Source organism: Sphingomonas glaciei (assembly GCF_023380025.1).
GTDB lineage: Bacteria > Pseudomonadota > Alphaproteobacteria > Sphingomonadales > Sphingomonadaceae > Sphingomicrobium > Sphingomicrobium glaciei.
Map to the genome: position 1 here is coordinate 2,124,090 of NZ_CP097253.1, position 15,606 is coordinate 2,139,695.

Here is a 15,606-nt window from a genome sequence, read left to right on the forward strand (position 1 = left end):
GGGCAATTGAGGCAAGTTGCTGAAATGGGTAATCTTTCTCGTCTTCGCCAAGTCACTTCTTTGCTCTCCATCTCGGTGCTGCTGAGCAGTTGCGGCGGCGGCGGCGGCGGCGGTTCCGGGCCCGACTTGGCGCCGACCTCGCCCCCGGTCACCGTGACTCCCCCGGCGACGACGCCGCCGACCAGCACTGCCTGTTCGCTGAGTTCGCGTCTGGACTGGGTCGCGGCGCGGCTGCGGGAGGATTACCTTTTTCCGGACTTGCTCGCGAACATCAGTCCGGCCGGCTACACCGACATCCAGAAGTTCATCAACGACTTGACTGCTCCGGCCCGCGCGGCCGGCAAGGACAAGCTCAACTTCTCCTACCTCACCTCGATCGCGGAAGAGAATGCGCTGACCAACAGCGGCTCCTCGGCCGGGCTGGGCATTCGGCTTTACACCGAGGGCAGCCGGCTGTTCGTCAGCGAGGCCTTCGAAGGTGCTCCGGGCCTCGCGGCGGGTCTCGACCGCGGGGTCGAGATCCTCGCGATCGGCACCAGCGAAGCCAATCTGCAGAGCGTCGCGTCGCTGATCGCGTCCGACGGCCTCAGCGCGGCACTGGGGCCGAGCGATCCGGGCGTCACCCGCACCTTCCGTATCCGCAGCGTGAGCGGCGTCGAAAGCGTCATCACTGCGACCAAGGCCGATTATGCGCTCGACCCCGTGTCGGATCGCTACGGCAGCCGGATCCTGACCGACGGCGGCAAGAAGGTCGGTTACGTCAACCTGCGTACCTTCATCGTCGCCAACGCCGACCAGCAACTGCGAACCGTCTTCGCCGACTTCAAGGCACAGGGCGTCACGGAGGTGATCATCGATCTGCGCTACAATGGCGGCGGCCTGGTGTCGCTGGCAGAGACGCTGACCAACCTGCTCGGTGCCAACCGCACCAGCAGCGACATCCAGAGCAAGACGGTGTTCAATGCCCGGCTGTCGTCCAACAACCGCACCACCTTTTTCGCGCCGCAGCCGCAGTCGATCGCGCCAACCAAGATCGCCTTCATCGGTGGCCCGGCGACCGCTTCGGCCAGCGAACTGGTGATGAATGCGCTGATCCCTTATTACGGGGCCAATGTCGGGCTGATCGGCGCCAATACCTATGGCAAGCCGGTCGGGCAGATCGCGCGCGACCGGGCGGAATGCGACGACCGACTTCGGGTCATAGCCTTCCAGACCGTGAATCGCGACAATAATGGCGATTACTTCAACGGCCTGGCCAGCAGCTTCCAGCGGACCTGCCGGGCGACCGACGACCTGACCAAGCAGCTTGGCGATCCGACCGAGACGAGCGTCAGGACTGCGCTCGACTTCCTTGCCGGGCGCCCGTGTACGGCGATTGGCGGCAGCATCTCGGCGCAGTCGATCGGCGGGAGCCGCGCCCTACTGCAGTCGCCGACCCCGACGTCGGCCCAGCGCGAAGTCCCGGGCCTGTTCTGATGCGAGGCCTGCTCCTCGCGTCGGTGGCGATGATGGCGGGGCCGGCCGTCCCGCCCGAGGCGCCGCCGAATCCCGAGCAGCCGCCCCGTGCCGAGCCGGCCAGGCCGCTGCAACCGGTCCGGCCCGACAAGCCCTCGGACGCGCAGCGCTTCAATCCCGGCCTGTTTTGAACGGCAACCCCGTGCCAATGATGGGCGTTGGTTTTCACCCCGTTGCAGCACAGGAGCAGTCGCCATGGCCAAGGGCCAGATGAAGTCGAGCAAGGAAGCCCGCAAACCCAAGGCGAAGAAGGAAAAGACCATCGCCGCCAATCCGTCGACCAAGGGCAGTCCCAAGCGCGACGACGATTAGGGCGCAGCGCATCGCTGCTCGCGGTTCCCGGCCGATCGGTCCGAAGCGGAGCGGAGGCGCCGTTCCTTTACCTGTTGGAAGCAGGTCGCCGGTAAGACGATGGCGATGGACCAGCGATGACCCCCGCCAACCGCGCCGCCGCAGTGCCGGACGCCTTCGTCGACCAGCGGCAGCATCCGCGAGTCGCGGTCGCCCTGCCGGCATTCCTGGTGATCGGCGGGCGGCGCTACCCGGTGCAGATCGTCGACCTGTCGGCGGGCGGGGCCAAGGTCGATTGCGGCACCGCGCTGGTGGTCGCGGGCGCGACCGTGACGCTCAACTGGGGCGGTGCGGGCGCACAGGCGGCGGTGCGCTGGCGCGAGGCGAGGCTGGCAGGTCTCGCCTTCGCCGCCCAGCTCGACCCGCGCGATGTGGCGGATCTTGCCCGGCGGTCCGACGCGCTGGGCGCCCGGATGCGCGGATAGCGGTCTTGAATGGCGCCCTCGCCTTGTGCGGGGTCGGCGCCGCCCTACCTTGTCGGGACCCGACGAGGAGAGACCAAAATGAAATGTCCGGTAGACGGCGCCACGCTCCAGATGAGCGAACGGTCCGGGATCGAGATCGATTATTGTCCCGAGTGCCGCGGCGTGTGGCTGGATCGCGGGGAACTCGACAAGATCATCGCCAGGTCGGTCGAGGCCGAGGCGCCCCCGGCCGCGCCGGTCCCGCCGCAGGCTCCGCCCCCGCCGCAGGCACCGCCGCCGCCCCGGGGCGGTCCGTGGACGCAGCCCGGCTATCCGCCGCAGTATGGGCACGGCCATGATCCGCGCTTCGGGCACAAGCCGTACAAGCGGAAAAAGAGCTTTCTCGAAGAGATCTTCGACTGACACGCCCGCGATGAGCGAGGAACAGGAGCGCGGCGGACTGCCGATCCTCCACTTCGCCGATGCCGCGGCGCTGGAGCAGGAGAAGAGACATGACCGAAGCCTGGTGGAACGACACGTTGATCGCCCGCAGTGACGACATCGTCACGGTCGAGGGCAATGCCTATTTCCCGCTCGACGCGGTGACGCCCGGAGTGCTGGAGGACAGCGCGACGACCAGCGTCTGCCCGTGGAAGGGCACGGCGTCCTATTACTCGGTGCGGGCGAACGGCGCCGAGAACCGCGACGCTGCCTGGTATTATCCCGAGCCCAAAGACGCGGCGAAGGAGATCAGGGGGCGGGTGGCCTTCTGGAAGGGCGTCACGGTCAAAAACTGACCGGACGGGCGGAGCGGAGCCCCCGCCGCCTAAGCGACAGGGGCCCCAAACTATTTAGCGAATCTGGATTCGCACCAGCGGACGATTGGCGCGGGGGGCCACCGGCTCATAGCGGAGGCGGACCGCGGTCACGTCGCGGCGGTTGCCGCGGAGGTCGACGGCGCGGGTACAGGTGCCGGCATCGAGCACCGCGCGGGTCCTGACGTCCTGGCGGCCGCCGTTGGCAAAGCGGATGTCGAAATCACGCAGGCGCAGCGGGGCGTTGAGGGCGCAGACCCGGATCTCGCGCTGGCGGGTGACGCCGGGCAGCTGAACGACGTCATTGTCGCGGCCGTCGACGCGGGTGGTGCCGATGGTGCGCCAATTGCCCTCGTTCCAGCGCCACTGCTGGGCGGCGGCGGGGGAGGCGGCGGCAAGCCCGGTGGCAAGGGTCGCGGCGGCCAGGATCATGCGCTTGTTCATCGGAATTCTCCTCACTTGATGGGGGATCCTAGTTCCGTGCATCCGGCCCCAGCCTGAACCGTCCGTTGTGCGAGGGTCAGTTTCGCGGGCGGGCCTGGCGCTTGTCGCCGGTTCACAAAGGTCACAGGGTAGGGAAGGTGACGTTGTGACCCAGACCACCGCCGCCGCGCGAGGGGAAAGGCCCCGCCCGAAGGTCACCGCCAAGGTCTCACCCTGTGATCCCAGTGGATCCGGAACGGGCGAGCCATGATGTCGCGCCACATCAGGGCGAACAGTCCGCCCGGATCGCGCGCGCGGAGGCGATAGGCGCTTTCCCGGCTCAATCCCGCCTTGCCCGCCGCCTCGCTCGCCGAGCGGGTGCGCTCGAGCCAGTGGAGGAAGACCAGCTGCCGCTCGGGGGTCCAGCAGGGGTGGGCGGGAGGAGAAGGCGAATCGCGCACGACCAGTATTGAGCAGGCGAAATCCTATTAGGAAAGGGGTGGGCAGCCGGAGCGGCGGTGGCTTCCACCGCGGGCATGGCCCCGCCGTCGTTCCGGACCCGACTTCGCGCTTGGCCGCCAAGATGATCGACTAGGCGCTGCGCTGCCCCGGCCGGGTCAGGCGGGAAGGGGGTTGGCGCCGCCGACCGGGCCGACCGGCACTTCCTCGCCCCGCGAATAGGTGCCGACTAGTACGCCAGCGGCGAGGATGCGGTCCCTCACCAGGTCGACGAACTCGCCCCGGCCGGGGCTGGCCTCGTCCGCGGGATCGCCCTCCGACCCCTCAGCGCGGCGCAGCGCGAGGAGCTGGAAGACATAATCGTGGGCGCCGTGCCCGGTCGGCGGATCGGGCGGGAGCCAGCCCTGCGCGAAATAGGAGTTCATCCCCACGTCCTTGCCGCCCGCGCCATCGCCATCGGGCGCGATCGCCCCTTCGGGCAGGCCGTCGAGCGCGGGGTCGATCGCGACGACTATGGCATGGACCAGCGGCCGCGGCGCCGGGGCGTCGGCATCTTCGACGATCAGGGCGAGGCAGTCGGTCCCCTCCGGAACCCCGCGCCAGACCAGCGGCGGCGACACCCCCTCGCCATCAGCGGTGAAGCGCGGCGGGAGGCGTCCGCCGGAGGCGAAGGCCGGGCTGGAGAGTTCGAGCGAAGCGGCACCGGCAAGGTCGAGCCGCGACAGGGTCAGCTTGTCATGACCGGCGCGAACCCCGGAGAGCGCGGCGCCGAGCCAGTGGGGGATGTTTTCGAGCATGAGGTGGGGAACGCGCGGAGGCGGGAGTGGATGCGGGGAGCCATCAGGAGAAAGTCACCGTGCCCAGGCCATTGTCGCCGCCGTTGAATGACGGCAGATTGTGAGCAGGGGGATCTGTATGCGTCGTCTCTTCATTCTTCTGACTGCCGTAACCTGGTCGGCTGACTTGCTGGCAGCACCTGTCCCGCGTATCGATGAGATCAGCGCCGTCGAGCGTCCGACCGTCACCGCGGCGATTGCGCTTGTCAGCCAGCGGGGTGTCAGTCCGCCGATCGCCGAGTTGGACCGCCTGCTGGCTGACCTTCCCGCGCCGACCAAGGGGCGGGGCGTGATCCAGATGATGCGGGCTAGCATTCTGTCCGGCCTCAACCGGAACGGCGAGGCGCAACTGGCGCTGCAGGAAAGCATTCGCCTGCTACCTGAATATAGCGGGCCGTTGTTCACGGCTGCCGGTATCATGACCTACAGCCGTACGCCGGGCGCTGCTGCAGACTATTTCATTCGGGCCAGCCGCATCGATCCCGAGGAAGCCGCGCAGGCATCGACCTATGACGTCTTCAACATCATCAATCGTCTGCGGGTCGTGGGCGATCAGCAACGACTGGAGTCGCTGGTCGACCGGCTGATCCAGATCAATTGGGTCGGCAACGACCTCGACGGTCGCTCGACGCTCGTCCGGGACGCCATTCTGCTAAGATTGAAGCGCAAGGACGTGGCGGGAGCCCGAGCCCTCGTTCCCGAGGTGCTCGATCCGCGCGATCAATATGGTCTGCTGGCACAAAAGGCTGCGGAGCCCATCTGGAGCGACATCGAAGCCTGGAGCGGACCACGGCTGGAGAAGCAGTGGCCGGTCTATCTGCGCGAAGCCAAGCGCCGCTATGAAGCGAGCGGCGATCTCGAAGGGGCAGGGGATTATCTCGATGCACTCGTCGCGGCCCGCAAGGACCAGGAGGCGGTCATGCGGCTGCTTCCGGTCTTCACCGCCGAGGGGCTTGGGGAAAAGGACCACGAACTGCTGCTGAAAGCTGCTGCACTGGCGGGCGCGCTTGGTCGGTTGGGCCGATTCGACGAGCAGGATGCGCTGTTCGAAGGACTTGGCAAGATCTGGCCGCTCGGATCAGCGACCAACGCCCTGAACCTCACCGGCAATCATGCTCGCTGGTTGCTGATTCGCGGGCAGAACGAACGCAGCCTGACGATGATCGACGCGACCATTGCGGCGGCCAAGCAGGCCGGTGACGAGGTCAACGGCGACGCGTTCGCGGCAATGTATCAGACACGCGCCTGCGTTCTCGCCACTAGCGGCAGGCGCGAGGAAGCGGAGGGTGCGGCAGCGCTGGGTGCACTCGCGGCAACGGTTGCGCCGGCCGGGGCAGCAAGAATGTATCTTTGCCTCGGCCAAATCGAAAAGGCCAAGGCCGTGCTTCTGAAGGCGCTCGCTTCCGACATCAGCAGGCCAGCGACGGTCCTTGCCCTCCAACCCAGCAATTCGCGTCCGGCACCGACGCCTTTCGCCCAATCCGAGCAGAAGGCGTGGGATGAGTTACGGGCCGACCGCGTCGTCGTCGCCGCATTGCGCCGTGAGGGACGGATGCTTAGCTTCGCAATGGGCGAGGGTGCCCCAGCGGCCTTACCTGACTGACGAGGCAACAATCAGATCTAGGTTCAACGCACGGTAATTATAGGTTCGGCGCCACCAATGCTTCGGGTGGCCACCTCCCACAAAGCTCGACCTTAAGCCGAGCGACATGCTTTTTGCATGGCCGGGCCCAGGCGTTGGCGGTGAATCACTGGGCTATTCGGGTCGCCGTACCTGGCCGCGCCTAGCGCTGACCCTCAAGCCTCTTCTCGATCTTCCTGGCGATGGCCTCGCGCTGTGAGGGGGCGGTGACCTTTGGGTCGCTGGCGTAGAGGGCGCGGAGGAGCTCGAGGTCCCAGTCGGTCATGGTGATCGGAACGAGCGCATCGGCCGCGGCGTCGAGGGCGGTGAGGATGGTCGGAGTCGGGGTTCCGGCCAGTCGCGCGGGGTCGATCCGGGCAAAGCTGCGCATCGCGGCATAATCGGCGAGCTGGGTGGTGGTGAGGCCGTTCAGCGCCGCGGCGTCGATCACCACCGCCGCGGCGGCGAATTGCGGGCGGGCGGCCACCGTCAGGCGCGAGCCCCGGGCGGTGGTCTGGTTGACCGCGGTGCCAGTATCGGGGTCGACCGGCATCTCGAACCCATCGGCAGTGAGTGCCGGTCCCGCCACCTGCCAGGCGACGGCGGCGCCCGGCTGATCGATCAGCGCGCGAACTTCCCGGCCGCTCATCCCGGGGAAGTAGAGCCGCCGCTCCTTCGCCAGCCGTTCCAGCAGGGCCTTGCGGTCGTTGGTGACGATGACGAGGACGTTGCTGCGGCACTTGGGGCCGGCGAGGGGAATCCGTGCGGCCCCCGCAATCTGGCGCATCCGGGCGACCACCGCCGCTTTCTGCGAGGGAGTGAGGCCCATCGCCGCCGGGCACACCTGGCGCGCGTCGAAGCGGCTCAATTGGCGGTCGGCATTGGCGACGGTGAGGGCGCCGACGAAATCGCGGACGGCCTCCGTCCGGTCGCGGACGCCGGTCACGACTACGTCATTCTCGGCCGCGGGGGGCGCGGGTTGGGCCTGAAGGACCAGGGCGGCGGCAAGCAACAGGCCAATCATCACGACACTCCTCGACCGGCCAGCCAGCCTAGAGCCTCAGCGGCCCTCCGCAAGCCAATGCGCGACCAGTGCGTTGGCGTGGCCATGCCCCATGCCGTGCTCGGCCTTGAGCCAGGCGACATGCTCCATGTGTTTTGCCGGGGGGCGGGCGGCGAGGAGGGCCTTCCATTCGGCGATCGGGCGGCCGTACCTCCCCTCGATCGAGGGGAAGTAGGAGGCGGGGCCTTGCACCTTGTTGTCTGCCAAGCACTTACCTCGCGGGGGCGGTGGTGCCCTCGCCGGTGGCGCGGACCAGGTGGAGGGTTGAGGGTTCGGCGCCAACGGGCGAGCGATACGTCTCGCTGCGGACCGGGCGGGGTCGGTGAGGTCGAAGGCGAGGTCGTGAAGGTGACTCTCGTTCGCGCCGACATCGGTCGCGTCGCGGTACCGGAAGCTGAGCTTCCGGCCGTTTGACGCGAGCATCAGGCGGGGCTGATTGCCTTGCGGGCAATAGTGGGTCGTGAGCAGGGCGGCGCTGTCGCGGTGGTAGAGGGTGAGGCTGTGCGGCTGTGTCCCGCGGCGCCACTCTTCGACCAGCACGGTGCCGCCCGCGGTCAGGCTGAAGCGGATGCGCAGCGGCGAGGCGGGATTGTCGGCGTTGCGCCAGTCACCGATCAGCGCCTTCATCCGGGTGAAGGCCGCCGCCGCTTCGCCCCCGCCCCGCGGCTCGGCGGGAGCAGCGGCGGCGAGGGCAAGTGCGAGGGCGGCGATCATCAGTCGTGCTCGCGCCCGTTCGCGCCGACGTAGAGCTCGTTGCCGCCGGCGCGGTATTTCTCGCTCATGGCGGCCATGCCCTTTTCGGCTTCCTCGACGGCGATGCTGTTTTCGAGCGGGGCGTTCTGCTTGGCGGCGAAGTCGCGCACTTCCTGGGTGATCTTCATCGAGCAGAATTTGGGGCCACACATCGAGCAGAAATGCGCGGTCTTGGCGCCTTCGGCGGGAAGCGTCTGGTCGTGATATTCCTCGGCCGTGTCGGGATCGAGCGACAGGTTGAACTGGTCGCGCCAGCGGAAGTCGAAGCGGGCGCGGGACAGGGCGTCGTCGCGGACCTTGGCGGCGGGATGCCCCTTGGCGAGGTCGGCGGCGTGGGCGGCGAGCTTGTAGGTGACAACGCCGACCTTGACGTCGTCGCGGTCGGGCAGGCCGAGATGCTCCTTGGGCGTGACGTAGCAGAGCATGGCGGTGCCGAACCAGCCAATCATCGCCGCGCCGATGCCGCTGGTGATGTGGTCATAGCCGGGCGCGATGTCGGTGGTGAGCGGCCCCAAGGTATAGAAAGGCGCCTCGCCGCAGACGGCGAGCTGCTTGTCCATATTCTCCTTGATCTTGTGCATCGGCACGTGGCCAGGGCCTTCGATCATCACCTGGCAGTCATGCTCCCATGCCTTCTTGGTCAGCTCGCCCAGGGTGTAGAGCTCGGCGAACTGGGCTTCGTCGTTGGCGTCGGCGATGCTGCCGGGGCGCAGGCCGTCGCCGAGGCTGAAGCTGACGTCATAGGCCTTCATGATCTCGCAGATTTCGTCGAACCGCTCGTAGAGGAAGCTTTCGCGGTGATGGGCGAGGCACCACTTGGCCATGATCGACCCGCCTCGGCTGACGATGCCGGTGACGCGCTTGGCGGTCAGCGGGACATACGGCAGGCGGACGCCGGCATGAATGGTGAAGTAATCCACCCCCTGCTCGGCCTGCTCGATCAACGTGTCGCGGAAGATCTCCCAGTTGAGGTCCTCGGCAATGCCGCCGACCTTTTCCAGCGCCTGGTAGATGGGAACGGTGCCGATCGGGACCGGCGAGTTGCGCAGGATCCACTCGCGGGTGTCGTGGATGTTGCGCCCGGTGGAAAGGTCCATCACCGTGTCCGCGCCCCAGCGGATCGACCAGACCATCTTGTCGACCTCGGCCGCGACGTCGGAAGCAACCGCCGAATTGCCGATGTTGGCGTTGATCTTGACCAGGAAGTTGCGGCCGATCGCCATCGGCTCGGCTTCGGGGTGGTTGATGTTGGCGGGGATGATTGCGCGGCCGCGGGCAACCTCGTCGCGGACGAATTCGGGGGTGACGAAGTCAGGGATGGCGGCGCCGAAGCTTTCGCCGTCGCGGACATGGTTCAGCGCCTGCTCGCGGCCGAGATTTTCTCGGATCGCGACATATTCCATCTCGGGAGTGATGATGCCGCGCCGGGCGTAGTGCATCTGTGTGACGTTGGCGCCGGGGCGGGCGCGGAGCACGCGCTTGCGGACGTTGGGGAAGGGCGCGACGCCGCCCGAGCGGTCGGGGCCGAGCTGGCCATTGTCTTCGGGGCGGACTTCGCGCTGAGCGACTTCCTCGACATCGCCGCGGCCGCGGATCCAGTCGCGGCGCACTTCGGGCAGACCGGCCATGATGTCGATGCGGGCGGCGTCGTCAGTGTAGGGGCCCGAGGGATCGTAGACCGTGACCGGCGCTTCGCCTGACGACGGCTCGAGGTGGATCTGCCGCATCGCCACCTTGAGCGGCCCGACGTGGATCTTGCGGCTGCCACGGATCGGTCCGGTGGTGACCTTGAGTTCGGTGCGCGCGGGAATGTCTGCCATGTCTTAGAGTTCCTCTTCCTCCGCCGGGGTCAGCCGGATCAGGTTCTCGGGTCGAGCGGGGCCAGCCGCTCCTCTCAGCTCAGGCGAGCTCCCCGGGGACGAGCGGGGTCATAGGAGCATGCGCGGCATTGCGCCAGACGGCGGTGGGCGGCATCAGGCAAGGTGATGGCCCTGACCCACCTCGACCGCCTGGAAGCCGAAAGCATCCACATCCTGCGGGAGGTGGTGGCGACCGCGCGGCGGCCGGTGTTCCTCTATTCGATCGGCAAGGACAGCAGCGTGATGCTGCACCTCGCGCTCAAGGCGTTCGCGCCCGCGCCGCCCCCGTTTCCCTTCCTGCACATCGCCAGCGGGTGGGATTTCGGGGAGATGCTGGCGCACCGTGACGCCATGGCGTCGGCGCATGGGCTGGAGCTGATCGTCTGGCACAACGGGGAAGCGGCGGCCGCGGGCGTCGACCCGTTTGCTACCCCAACCCCGACCTACACCCGGCTGATGTTGACCGAGGCCCTACGCGCGGCGCTGAAGGACGGAGGCTATGATGCGGCGTTCGGCGGCGGGCGGCGCGACGAGGAAAAGGCGCGAGCCAAGGAACGGGTGTTCAGCTTTCGCGGGGCCGGCGGCGGATGGGACCCCAAGCTGCAGCGGCCCGAATTGTGGAATCTGTACAATGCGCGGGTCCATGCCGGGGAAAGCATCCGGGTGTTCCCGCTGTCCAATTGGACCGAGCGCGACATCTGGGATTACATCGCCCGCGAGGACGTGCCGATCGTCCCGCTCTACCTCGCCGCCGACCGACCGACGGTCGTCCGCGATGGCACCCTGCTGATGGTCGACGATCCGGCCCGCTTTCCCGGGATGGAGCAGCAAGAGGTCGTCACTCGCCGGATCCGCTTCCGCACCATGGGCTGCTGGCCGCTGACCGGGGCGATGGAGAGCGAGGCCGATACGCTGGACAAGGTGCTAACCGAGGTGGCGGCGCTGCGCACCAGCGAGCGGCAGGGCCGGGTCATCGACCGCGACGAAAGCGCGTCGATGGAAGTGAAGAAGCGCGAGGGCTATTTCTGATGGACCTGCTGCGCTTCATCACCTGCGGGAGTGTCGACGACGGGAAGTCGACGCTGATCGGCCGGCTGCTGCACGACAGTGCGCAACTGATGGAGGATCAGCTTGCGGCTCTGGAGAACGACAGCAAACGGGTCGGCACGCAGGGGCAGGCGATCGACTTCGCGCTACTGGTCGACGGGTTGGCGGCCGAGCGTGAGCAGGGCATCACCATCGACGTCGCCTATCGCTTCTTCTCGAGCGCGACCCGGCGGTTCATCGTCGCCGATTGCCCGGGGCACGAGCAATATACCCGCAACATGGCGACCGGCGCGTCGACTGCCGAGGCGGCGGTGCTGCTGGTCGATTCGCGCAAGGGTGTTCTGACCCAGACCCGGCGTCACGCCGCCATCTGCCGTCTGATGGGGGTCCGGCACCTGATCCTGGCGGTCAACAAGATGGACCTGGCCGGGTTCGACCGGGCGCGGTTCGAGGCGATCGCCGCCGAGGGAGCAGCGCTGGGTGCGGCCACCGCGATCCCGCTTTCGGGGCTGACCGGCGCGAATGTGTTCACGCGTTCGGTGGACATGCCGTGGTTCACCGGGCCGACGCTGATGGAAGCGCTCGACGCGCTTCCGGTGCAGGCGGACGAAGGCGAGGCGCCGCTGCGGCTGCCGGTGCAATGGGTTAACCGCCCGCACCAGGATTTCCGCGGTTACGCCGGGCTGATCGCCGGCGGAAGCGTCCGGCGCGGACAGGATGTGCGGGTGCTCCCGTCGGGGCGGACCAGCCGGGTCGCGTCGTTGCTGATCGGCGAGGATGCGGTCGAGCAGGCCGGAGCCGGCCAGTCAGTCACCCTGACCCTGACCGACGATGTCGAGTGCAGCCGCGGATCGGTGGTCGTCGCGCTACACGACGCGCCCGAAGTGTCCGACCAGTTCGAAGCGAGCCTGGTGTGGCTGGCCGAAGAGGAGTTGCTGCCGGGCCGCGGCTATTGGCTGCAGCTGGCGAGCCAGAGCGTTACCGCGACGGTCCAGCCGCCCAAATATGAGCTGGGCATCGACAGCGGCGAGCAGCTTGCCGCCAAGACCCTTGGCCTGAATGCGATCGGGGTGGTCGAATTCGCCACCGACCGGCCCCTGGTGTTCGAGCCCTATGCGCGGAGCCGCGCGCTCGGCGGGTTCATCCTGGTCGACAAGGTCACCAACGCCACCGTCGCCTGCGGAATGATCCACTTCGCGCTGAGGCGGGCCAGCAACATCCACTGGCAGGCGATCGAGGTCAGCCGCGAGGCGCATGCGCGGCAGAAGGGCCAGCGCCCCTGCGTCGTCTGGCTGACCGGCCTGTCGGGCGCGGGGAAATCGACGATCGCCAATCTGGTCGAGAAGAAACTGCATGCGCTCGGCCGGCACAGTTTCCTGCTCGACGGCGACAATGTCCGCCACGGGTTGAGCCGCGACCTTGGCTTTACCGAGGCCGACCGGATCGAGAACATCCGCCGGGTTGGCGAAGTGGCGCGGCTGATGGCCGATGCCGGGCTGATCGTCATCACCGCCTTCATTTCGCCCTTCCGGGCCGAGCGGGCGATGGTGCGGCGGATGCTGCCCGACGGTGAGTTCCTCGAGGTGTTCGTCGACGCTGACCTGGCCGAGGCCGAGCGGCGCGACGTCAAGGGCCTCTACGCCAAGGCCCGCGCGGGCCAGCTCAGCAATTTCACCGGGATCGACAGCCCCTACGAGCCGCCCGAACGGCCCGACCTGCATATCGACACCGCGGCGGTCAGTGCCGAGGAAGCGGCGGAGGCCATCGTCGAATTGTTAAGAACACGACGCTAGGATCGCCTCACCGAGGAGGGGCCGATGCAAAAGCCGGTGTTCGGGCGGAAGATGGCGAGCCTGCCGAAGCGGCTCGATGTCGTTCTGGCGCCGCAGGGAGCGGCGAACAGCAGCCGGCAGTGGTCGCTCGCCGAGGCGCTGGCGATGTTCATGGATCATGCGACCGAGGACGCGTTCTTCGAACCGCATGAACTGATCGCCGATGGCTGGGCAGCCTTCCGTGCGTACCGCTGGGCCGGTGAGATCGACAGTCGGCCTCTTTCCGACTGGCTTGCCGGGTCGACCGAGGCGGAAAGGAGTGCGGTTCGCTTCGGCCTGGAACTGATCGGTCGCCGCGATGTCGCGGCTTGTCTTGAGGCCGGGAGCGAACCCCATCCCACCCCCGACATGATGGAGATTGCCGCCGAGGTCGGCGACTGGCTGCGGCGGCAGGAGTGGCTGGTCATCCTCGGCGATGGCGACAAGGATTTCGTGTACAAGGAAGTCATGAAGCGGCTGCACCGGACCAATCCCCAGGCGGCCGCGCGGGCAGGGACACGGCGGCTGTCGCGGGCCCAGGCAGAGCGTCTGGCCGATCCCGCCATCGCCGGGCCGACGGTCGCGATCGGCGCTCTCATCGCCGAGGTTGAACGGCTCCCGCGAGGCTGAGTGCGCCTCCGCCTGTTCACCCGGCAAGAACATTGCTGGCAAATGAACCTTCGCGCGTCATCTTTCGTTGGCATGCCTGATAACATAGGGAGAATAGACGTGCGTGCTCTGATACTGGTCGCTGGTGCGGCCCTTTCCCTCGCGGCTTGCGGTAGCAACAGCGACGAAGCCATGAATGCCGATGCCAACCTGATGGTTGCCGACAATCTGTCGACCATGGACTCGAACATGATGGCCACCGACGCCAACATGATGTCGGGCAACATGGGCGGCATGGACGGCAACATGACCACCAACGGCGCCACCGAAGCCAACATGATGGCCGAGGACATGAACACCAACGCGCCTGACACGAACCTCGCCAACGGGATGTAAGTCCGGAGAGGAATCTATCGGGCAACGCTTGCGCATTTGCGTTGCCCGGCTCCGGGGAAGCGCTCGCTCTCAATCAGAGCGGGCGCTTCTTTCGTTTGGGGGTCGTTCGCGGCTCCGCAGGGGGACGGTGCAACAAAGGCCCGAGCCGGTCGTTGCGCCCGTGACATGAAGATCCGCATCCCCGCATTCGCCGTCGCCGCCCTGGCACTGTCCACCACCGCCGCGGCGCAGGAGACGAAGGATTCTCGGGTAAGGCTAGGATTGGGCGCGCAGCTCAAGCCGGCCTATCCGGGGGCCAGGGACAGCGATCTCAGGCCATTGTTCGACTTCGACCTGGCCAGGGGGATCGAGGAGTTCCGGATCGAGACGCCGGACGATCGCTTCGGCGTGCGCCTGATCTCCGCCGGGCGCTTCACCGCCGGGCCGGCGGCGGCCTACCAGGGCAGCCGCAAGGACAAGGACGTCGGCGCACCGGTCGGCAAGGTCGATGCGACGATCGAGCTGGGCGGCTATGCCGATTACCTGGTCAACGACAGCCTGCGGGTGCGCGGCGAACTGGTGAAGGGCGTCAACGGGCACGAGGGCCTGGCCGGGCAGGTCGGGATCGACCATTTCTGGCGCGACGGCGACAAATATGCGGTGACGCTGGGGCCGCGGCTGCTGTTCTCGGACGATCGCTACCAGCGCGCTTATTTCGGGGTCACCCCGGCGGCGGCGCTGCGGACCGGGCTCCCGGTCTACACCCCGGGCGGCGGCGTCCATGCGGTGGCGCTGGCGGGCGGGGTGCAGACCCAGTTCGGGCCGCGCTGGGGCCTGTTCGGCTATGCCCGCGGCGAGCGGCTCGTCGGCGATGCGGCCAAGTCGCCGATCGTGCGCACCTACGGCCGCCGCAACCAGCTGTCGGCCGGGATCGGAGTCAGCTACGCCTTCACCGTCAGGCGATAGGCGCTAAGGTCGATTGAGGTTCCGGCCTACGCCGGGACGACTTGAAGGTCAGTCGCCCTCGCCGGGTTCGGGCGAGAAGAAGGCGTCATATTTGCCGTCCTTGCCCTTATAGTCGTCGGCGTCGGCCGGGCTGTCTTTCTTGCGCGTGATGTTGGGCCACTGGTTGGAGAAGGTGGAGTTCAGCTCCAGCCACTTCTCGTTGCCGCTCTCGGTGTCGGGAAGGATCGCCTCGGCCGGGCATTCGGGCTCGCACACGCCGCAGTCGATGCATTCATTGGGGTTGATGACGAGCATGTTCTCGCCCTCGTAGAAGCAGTCGACCGGACAGACCTCGACGCAGTCCATATATTTGCAGCGGATGCAGGCGTCGGTGACGACGTAGGTCATGGCGGTCTTCAACTCCCTTGTTGGTGCCAGCGCTATGCCGCTCCGTTCGGCTCGTCAACGCCCAGCTCCTCGTAACAACCGCGCGCCTCGGGGGCGGGGCCGCGGCGCAGCGGGAGCGAGACGACGCGGATCACCCGCACGGCGCCGCGCAAGGGGAGGGTGATGGTGGCGCCGACGCGGACCGTTTCCGACACCTTCTCGACCCGGCGTCCGTCGATCCGGGTGCGGCCCTGTTCGAGCAGGGCCTGGGCCTGGGTACGGGACTTGAGCAGGCGGATGAAGAACAGGTAGCGATCGAGACGCACGTGAGCC

19 protein-coding genes and 1 pseudogene are annotated in these 15,606 nt (G+C 67.5%); 12 read left to right on the forward strand and 8 right to left on the reverse strand.

What is annotated here, in order from left to right; genetic code table 11:
* Window positions 1-24 precede the first annotated feature (24 nt).
* The 6 genes from M1K48_RS10360 to M1K48_RS10380 all read left to right on the forward strand — a co-directional run bounded on the left by M1K48_RS10360 (window position 25) and on the right by M1K48_RS10380 (window position 3,067).
* Window positions 25-1,476, forward strand: a complete 1,452-nt coding sequence (locus tag M1K48_RS10360) for a S41 family peptidase (protein ID WP_249455011.1) — start codon at window positions 25-27, stop codon at window positions 1,474-1,476.
* The gene (locus M1K48_RS10365; RefSeq protein WP_249455013.1) at window positions 1,476-1,646 is read left to right on the forward strand and encodes a hypothetical protein; all 171 of its coding nucleotides are present in this window, start codon (window positions 1,476-1,478) and stop codon (window positions 1,644-1,646) included. The genes M1K48_RS10360 and M1K48_RS10365 overlap by 1 nt, the downstream gene beginning before the upstream one ends.
* A 297-nt stretch (window positions 1,647-1,943) precedes the next feature.
* Entirely contained in the window at window positions 1,944-2,291 is a 348-nt protein-coding gene (locus tag M1K48_RS10370; RefSeq protein ID WP_249455015.1) for a PilZ domain-containing protein, read from the forward strand.
* 78 nt (window positions 2,292-2,369) lie between these two features.
* A complete protein-coding gene (locus M1K48_RS10375; protein WP_249455016.1) occupies window positions 2,370-2,693 on the forward strand; it encodes a TFIIB-type zinc ribbon-containing protein in 324 nt (107 codons plus the stop codon).
* 10 nt (window positions 2,694-2,703) lie between these two features.
* Window positions 2,704-2,826, forward strand: coding sequence for a hypothetical protein (locus tag M1K48_RS14315; RefSeq protein WP_257794144.1), 123 nt, complete (start codon window positions 2,704-2,706; stop codon window positions 2,824-2,826).
* The gene (locus M1K48_RS10380; RefSeq protein WP_249455017.1) at window positions 2,783-3,067 is read left to right on the forward strand and encodes a DUF427 domain-containing protein; all 285 of its coding nucleotides are present in this window, start codon (window positions 2,783-2,785) and stop codon (window positions 3,065-3,067) included. Before M1K48_RS14315 ends, M1K48_RS10380 begins: the two co-directional genes overlap by 44 nt.
* A gap of 54 nt (window positions 3,068-3,121) precedes the next feature.
* Here M1K48_RS10380 and M1K48_RS10385 read toward each other — a convergent pair whose 3' ends face one another.
* The 3 genes from M1K48_RS10385 to M1K48_RS10395 form a co-directional block, all read right to left on the reverse strand.
* Window positions 3,122-3,529 carry a hypothetical protein gene (locus M1K48_RS10385; RefSeq protein ID WP_249455018.1) on the reverse strand — a complete coding sequence of 136 codons (408 nt, stop codon included), beginning with the start codon at window positions 3,527-3,529 and terminating at the stop codon, window positions 3,122-3,124.
* A gap of 194 nt (window positions 3,530-3,723) precedes the next feature.
* Window positions 3,724-3,969 carry a hypothetical protein gene (locus M1K48_RS10390; RefSeq protein WP_249455019.1) on the reverse strand — a complete coding sequence of 82 codons (246 nt, stop codon included), beginning with the start codon at window positions 3,967-3,969 and terminating at the stop codon, window positions 3,724-3,726.
* Between the two features lie 156 nt (window positions 3,970-4,125).
* Window positions 4,126-4,764: a YbhB/YbcL family Raf kinase inhibitor-like protein gene (locus M1K48_RS10395; RefSeq protein WP_249455021.1), complete on the reverse strand. Its 639-nt coding sequence runs from the start codon at window positions 4,762-4,764 to the stop codon at window positions 4,126-4,128.
* Window positions 4,765-4,882: 118 nt separating this feature from the next.
* Between M1K48_RS10395 and M1K48_RS10400 the strand changes: the two genes are divergently transcribed.
* Complete coding sequence (locus M1K48_RS10400; RefSeq protein ID WP_249455022.1) at window positions 4,883-6,406, forward strand: hypothetical protein; 1,524 nt, start codon at window positions 4,883-4,885, stop codon at window positions 6,404-6,406.
* A gap of 181 nt (window positions 6,407-6,587) precedes the next feature.
* Here M1K48_RS10400 and M1K48_RS10405 read toward each other — a convergent pair whose 3' ends face one another.
* The 3 genes from M1K48_RS10405 to thiC are packed head-to-tail and all read right to left on the reverse strand — an operon-like array spanning window position 6,588 to window position 10,060.
* Complete coding sequence (locus M1K48_RS10405; RefSeq protein WP_249455024.1) at window positions 6,588-7,448, reverse strand: hypothetical protein; 861 nt, start codon at window positions 7,446-7,448, stop codon at window positions 6,588-6,590.
* Between the two features lie 36 nt (window positions 7,449-7,484).
* Window positions 7,485-8,201, reverse strand: coding sequence for a DUF4287 domain-containing protein (locus M1K48_RS14445; protein WP_249455025.1), 717 nt, complete (start codon window positions 8,199-8,201; stop codon window positions 7,485-7,487).
* Window positions 8,201-10,060 carry a phosphomethylpyrimidine synthase ThiC gene (gene thiC, locus M1K48_RS10415; RefSeq protein ID WP_249455026.1) on the reverse strand — a complete coding sequence of 620 codons (1,860 nt, stop codon included), beginning with the start codon at window positions 10,058-10,060 and terminating at the stop codon, window positions 8,201-8,203. The genes M1K48_RS14445 and thiC overlap by 1 nt, the downstream gene beginning before the upstream one ends.
* 159 nt (window positions 10,061-10,219) lie before the next feature.
* On the opposite strand from thiC, the pseudogene cysD reads away from it, so the two are divergent.
* From cysD to M1K48_RS10440, 5 genes and pseudogenes are all read left to right on the forward strand, one after another.
* Window positions 10,220-11,128 (forward strand): annotated as a pseudogene (gene cysD / locus M1K48_RS10420) (sulfate adenylyltransferase subunit CysD); the annotation flags it as partial.
* Complete coding sequence (gene cysC / locus M1K48_RS10425) at window positions 11,128-12,939, forward strand: adenylyl-sulfate kinase (protein ID WP_249455029.1); 1,812 nt, start codon at window positions 11,128-11,130, stop codon at window positions 12,937-12,939. The pseudogene cysD and the gene cysC, both read left to right, overlap by 1 nt.
* A gap of 24 nt (window positions 12,940-12,963) precedes the next feature.
* A complete protein-coding gene (locus tag M1K48_RS10430; RefSeq protein WP_249455030.1) occupies window positions 12,964-13,587 on the forward strand; it encodes a hypothetical protein in 624 nt (207 codons plus the stop codon).
* 99 nt (window positions 13,588-13,686) lie between these two features.
* The gene (locus M1K48_RS10435; protein WP_249455032.1) at window positions 13,687-13,962 is read left to right on the forward strand and encodes a hypothetical protein; all 276 of its coding nucleotides are present in this window, start codon (window positions 13,687-13,689) and stop codon (window positions 13,960-13,962) included.
* Window positions 13,963-14,127: 165 nt separating this feature from the next.
* Complete coding sequence (locus M1K48_RS10440; protein ID WP_249455034.1) at window positions 14,128-14,907, forward strand: MipA/OmpV family protein; 780 nt, start codon at window positions 14,128-14,130, stop codon at window positions 14,905-14,907.
* Window positions 14,908-14,955: 48 nt separating this feature from the next.
* On the opposite strand, the gene fdxA is transcribed toward M1K48_RS10440, so the two are convergent.
* Complete coding sequence (gene fdxA / locus M1K48_RS10445) at window positions 14,956-15,294, reverse strand: ferredoxin FdxA (protein WP_249455035.1); 339 nt, start codon at window positions 15,292-15,294, stop codon at window positions 14,956-14,958.
* A gap of 32 nt (window positions 15,295-15,326) precedes the next feature.
* On the reverse strand, window positions 15,327-15,599 hold the full coding sequence (locus tag M1K48_RS10450; protein ID WP_249455036.1) for an RNA-binding S4 domain-containing protein: 273 nt from the start codon (window positions 15,597-15,599) through the stop codon (window positions 15,327-15,329).
* Window positions 15,600-15,606: the final 7 nt, after the last annotated feature.

Coding starts and splice junctions, on each gene's coding strand:
- M1K48_RS10360 (WP_249455011.1), top strand. CDS start 25: ATGGGTAATCTTTCTCGTCTTCGCCAAGTCACTTCTTTGCTCTCCATC.
- M1K48_RS10365 (WP_249455013.1), top strand. CDS start 1,476: ATGCGAGGCCTGCTCCTCGCGTCGGTGGCGATGATGGCGGGGCCGGCC.
- M1K48_RS10370 (WP_249455015.1), top strand. CDS start 1,944: ATGACCCCCGCCAACCGCGCCGCCGCAGTGCCGGACGCCTTCGTCGAC.
- M1K48_RS10375 (WP_249455016.1), top strand. CDS start 2,370: ATGAAATGTCCGGTAGACGGCGCCACGCTCCAGATGAGCGAACGGTCC.
- M1K48_RS14315 (WP_257794144.1), top strand. CDS start 2,704: ATGAGCGAGGAACAGGAGCGCGGCGGACTGCCGATCCTCCACTTCGCC.
- M1K48_RS10380 (WP_249455017.1), top strand. CDS start 2,783: ATGACCGAAGCCTGGTGGAACGACACGTTGATCGCCCGCAGTGACGAC.
- M1K48_RS10385 (WP_249455018.1), bottom strand. CDS start 3,529: ATGAACAAGCGCATGATCCTGGCCGCCGCGACCCTTGCCACCGGGCTT.
- M1K48_RS10395 (WP_249455021.1), bottom strand. CDS start 4,764: ATGCTCGAAAACATCCCCCACTGGCTCGGCGCCGCGCTCTCCGGGGTT.
- M1K48_RS10400 (WP_249455022.1), top strand. CDS start 4,883: ATGCGTCGTCTCTTCATTCTTCTGACTGCCGTAACCTGGTCGGCTGAC.
- M1K48_RS10405 (WP_249455024.1), bottom strand. CDS start 7,448: ATGATTGGCCTGTTGCTTGCCGCCGCCCTGGTCCTTCAGGCCCAACCC.
- M1K48_RS14445 (WP_249455025.1), bottom strand. CDS start 8,201: ATGATCGCCGCCCTCGCACTTGCCCTCGCCGCCGCTGCTCCCGCCGAG.
- thiC (WP_249455026.1), bottom strand. CDS start 10,060: ATGGCAGACATTCCCGCGCGCACCGAACTCAAGGTCACCACCGGACCG.
- cysC (WP_249455029.1), top strand. CDS start 11,128: ATGGACCTGCTGCGCTTCATCACCTGCGGGAGTGTCGACGACGGGAAG.
- M1K48_RS10430 (WP_249455030.1), top strand. CDS start 12,964: ATGCAAAAGCCGGTGTTCGGGCGGAAGATGGCGAGCCTGCCGAAGCGG.
- M1K48_RS10440 (WP_249455034.1), top strand. CDS start 14,128: ATGAAGATCCGCATCCCCGCATTCGCCGTCGCCGCCCTGGCACTGTCC.
- fdxA (WP_249455035.1), bottom strand. CDS start 15,294: ATGACCTACGTCGTCACCGACGCCTGCATCCGCTGCAAATATATGGAC.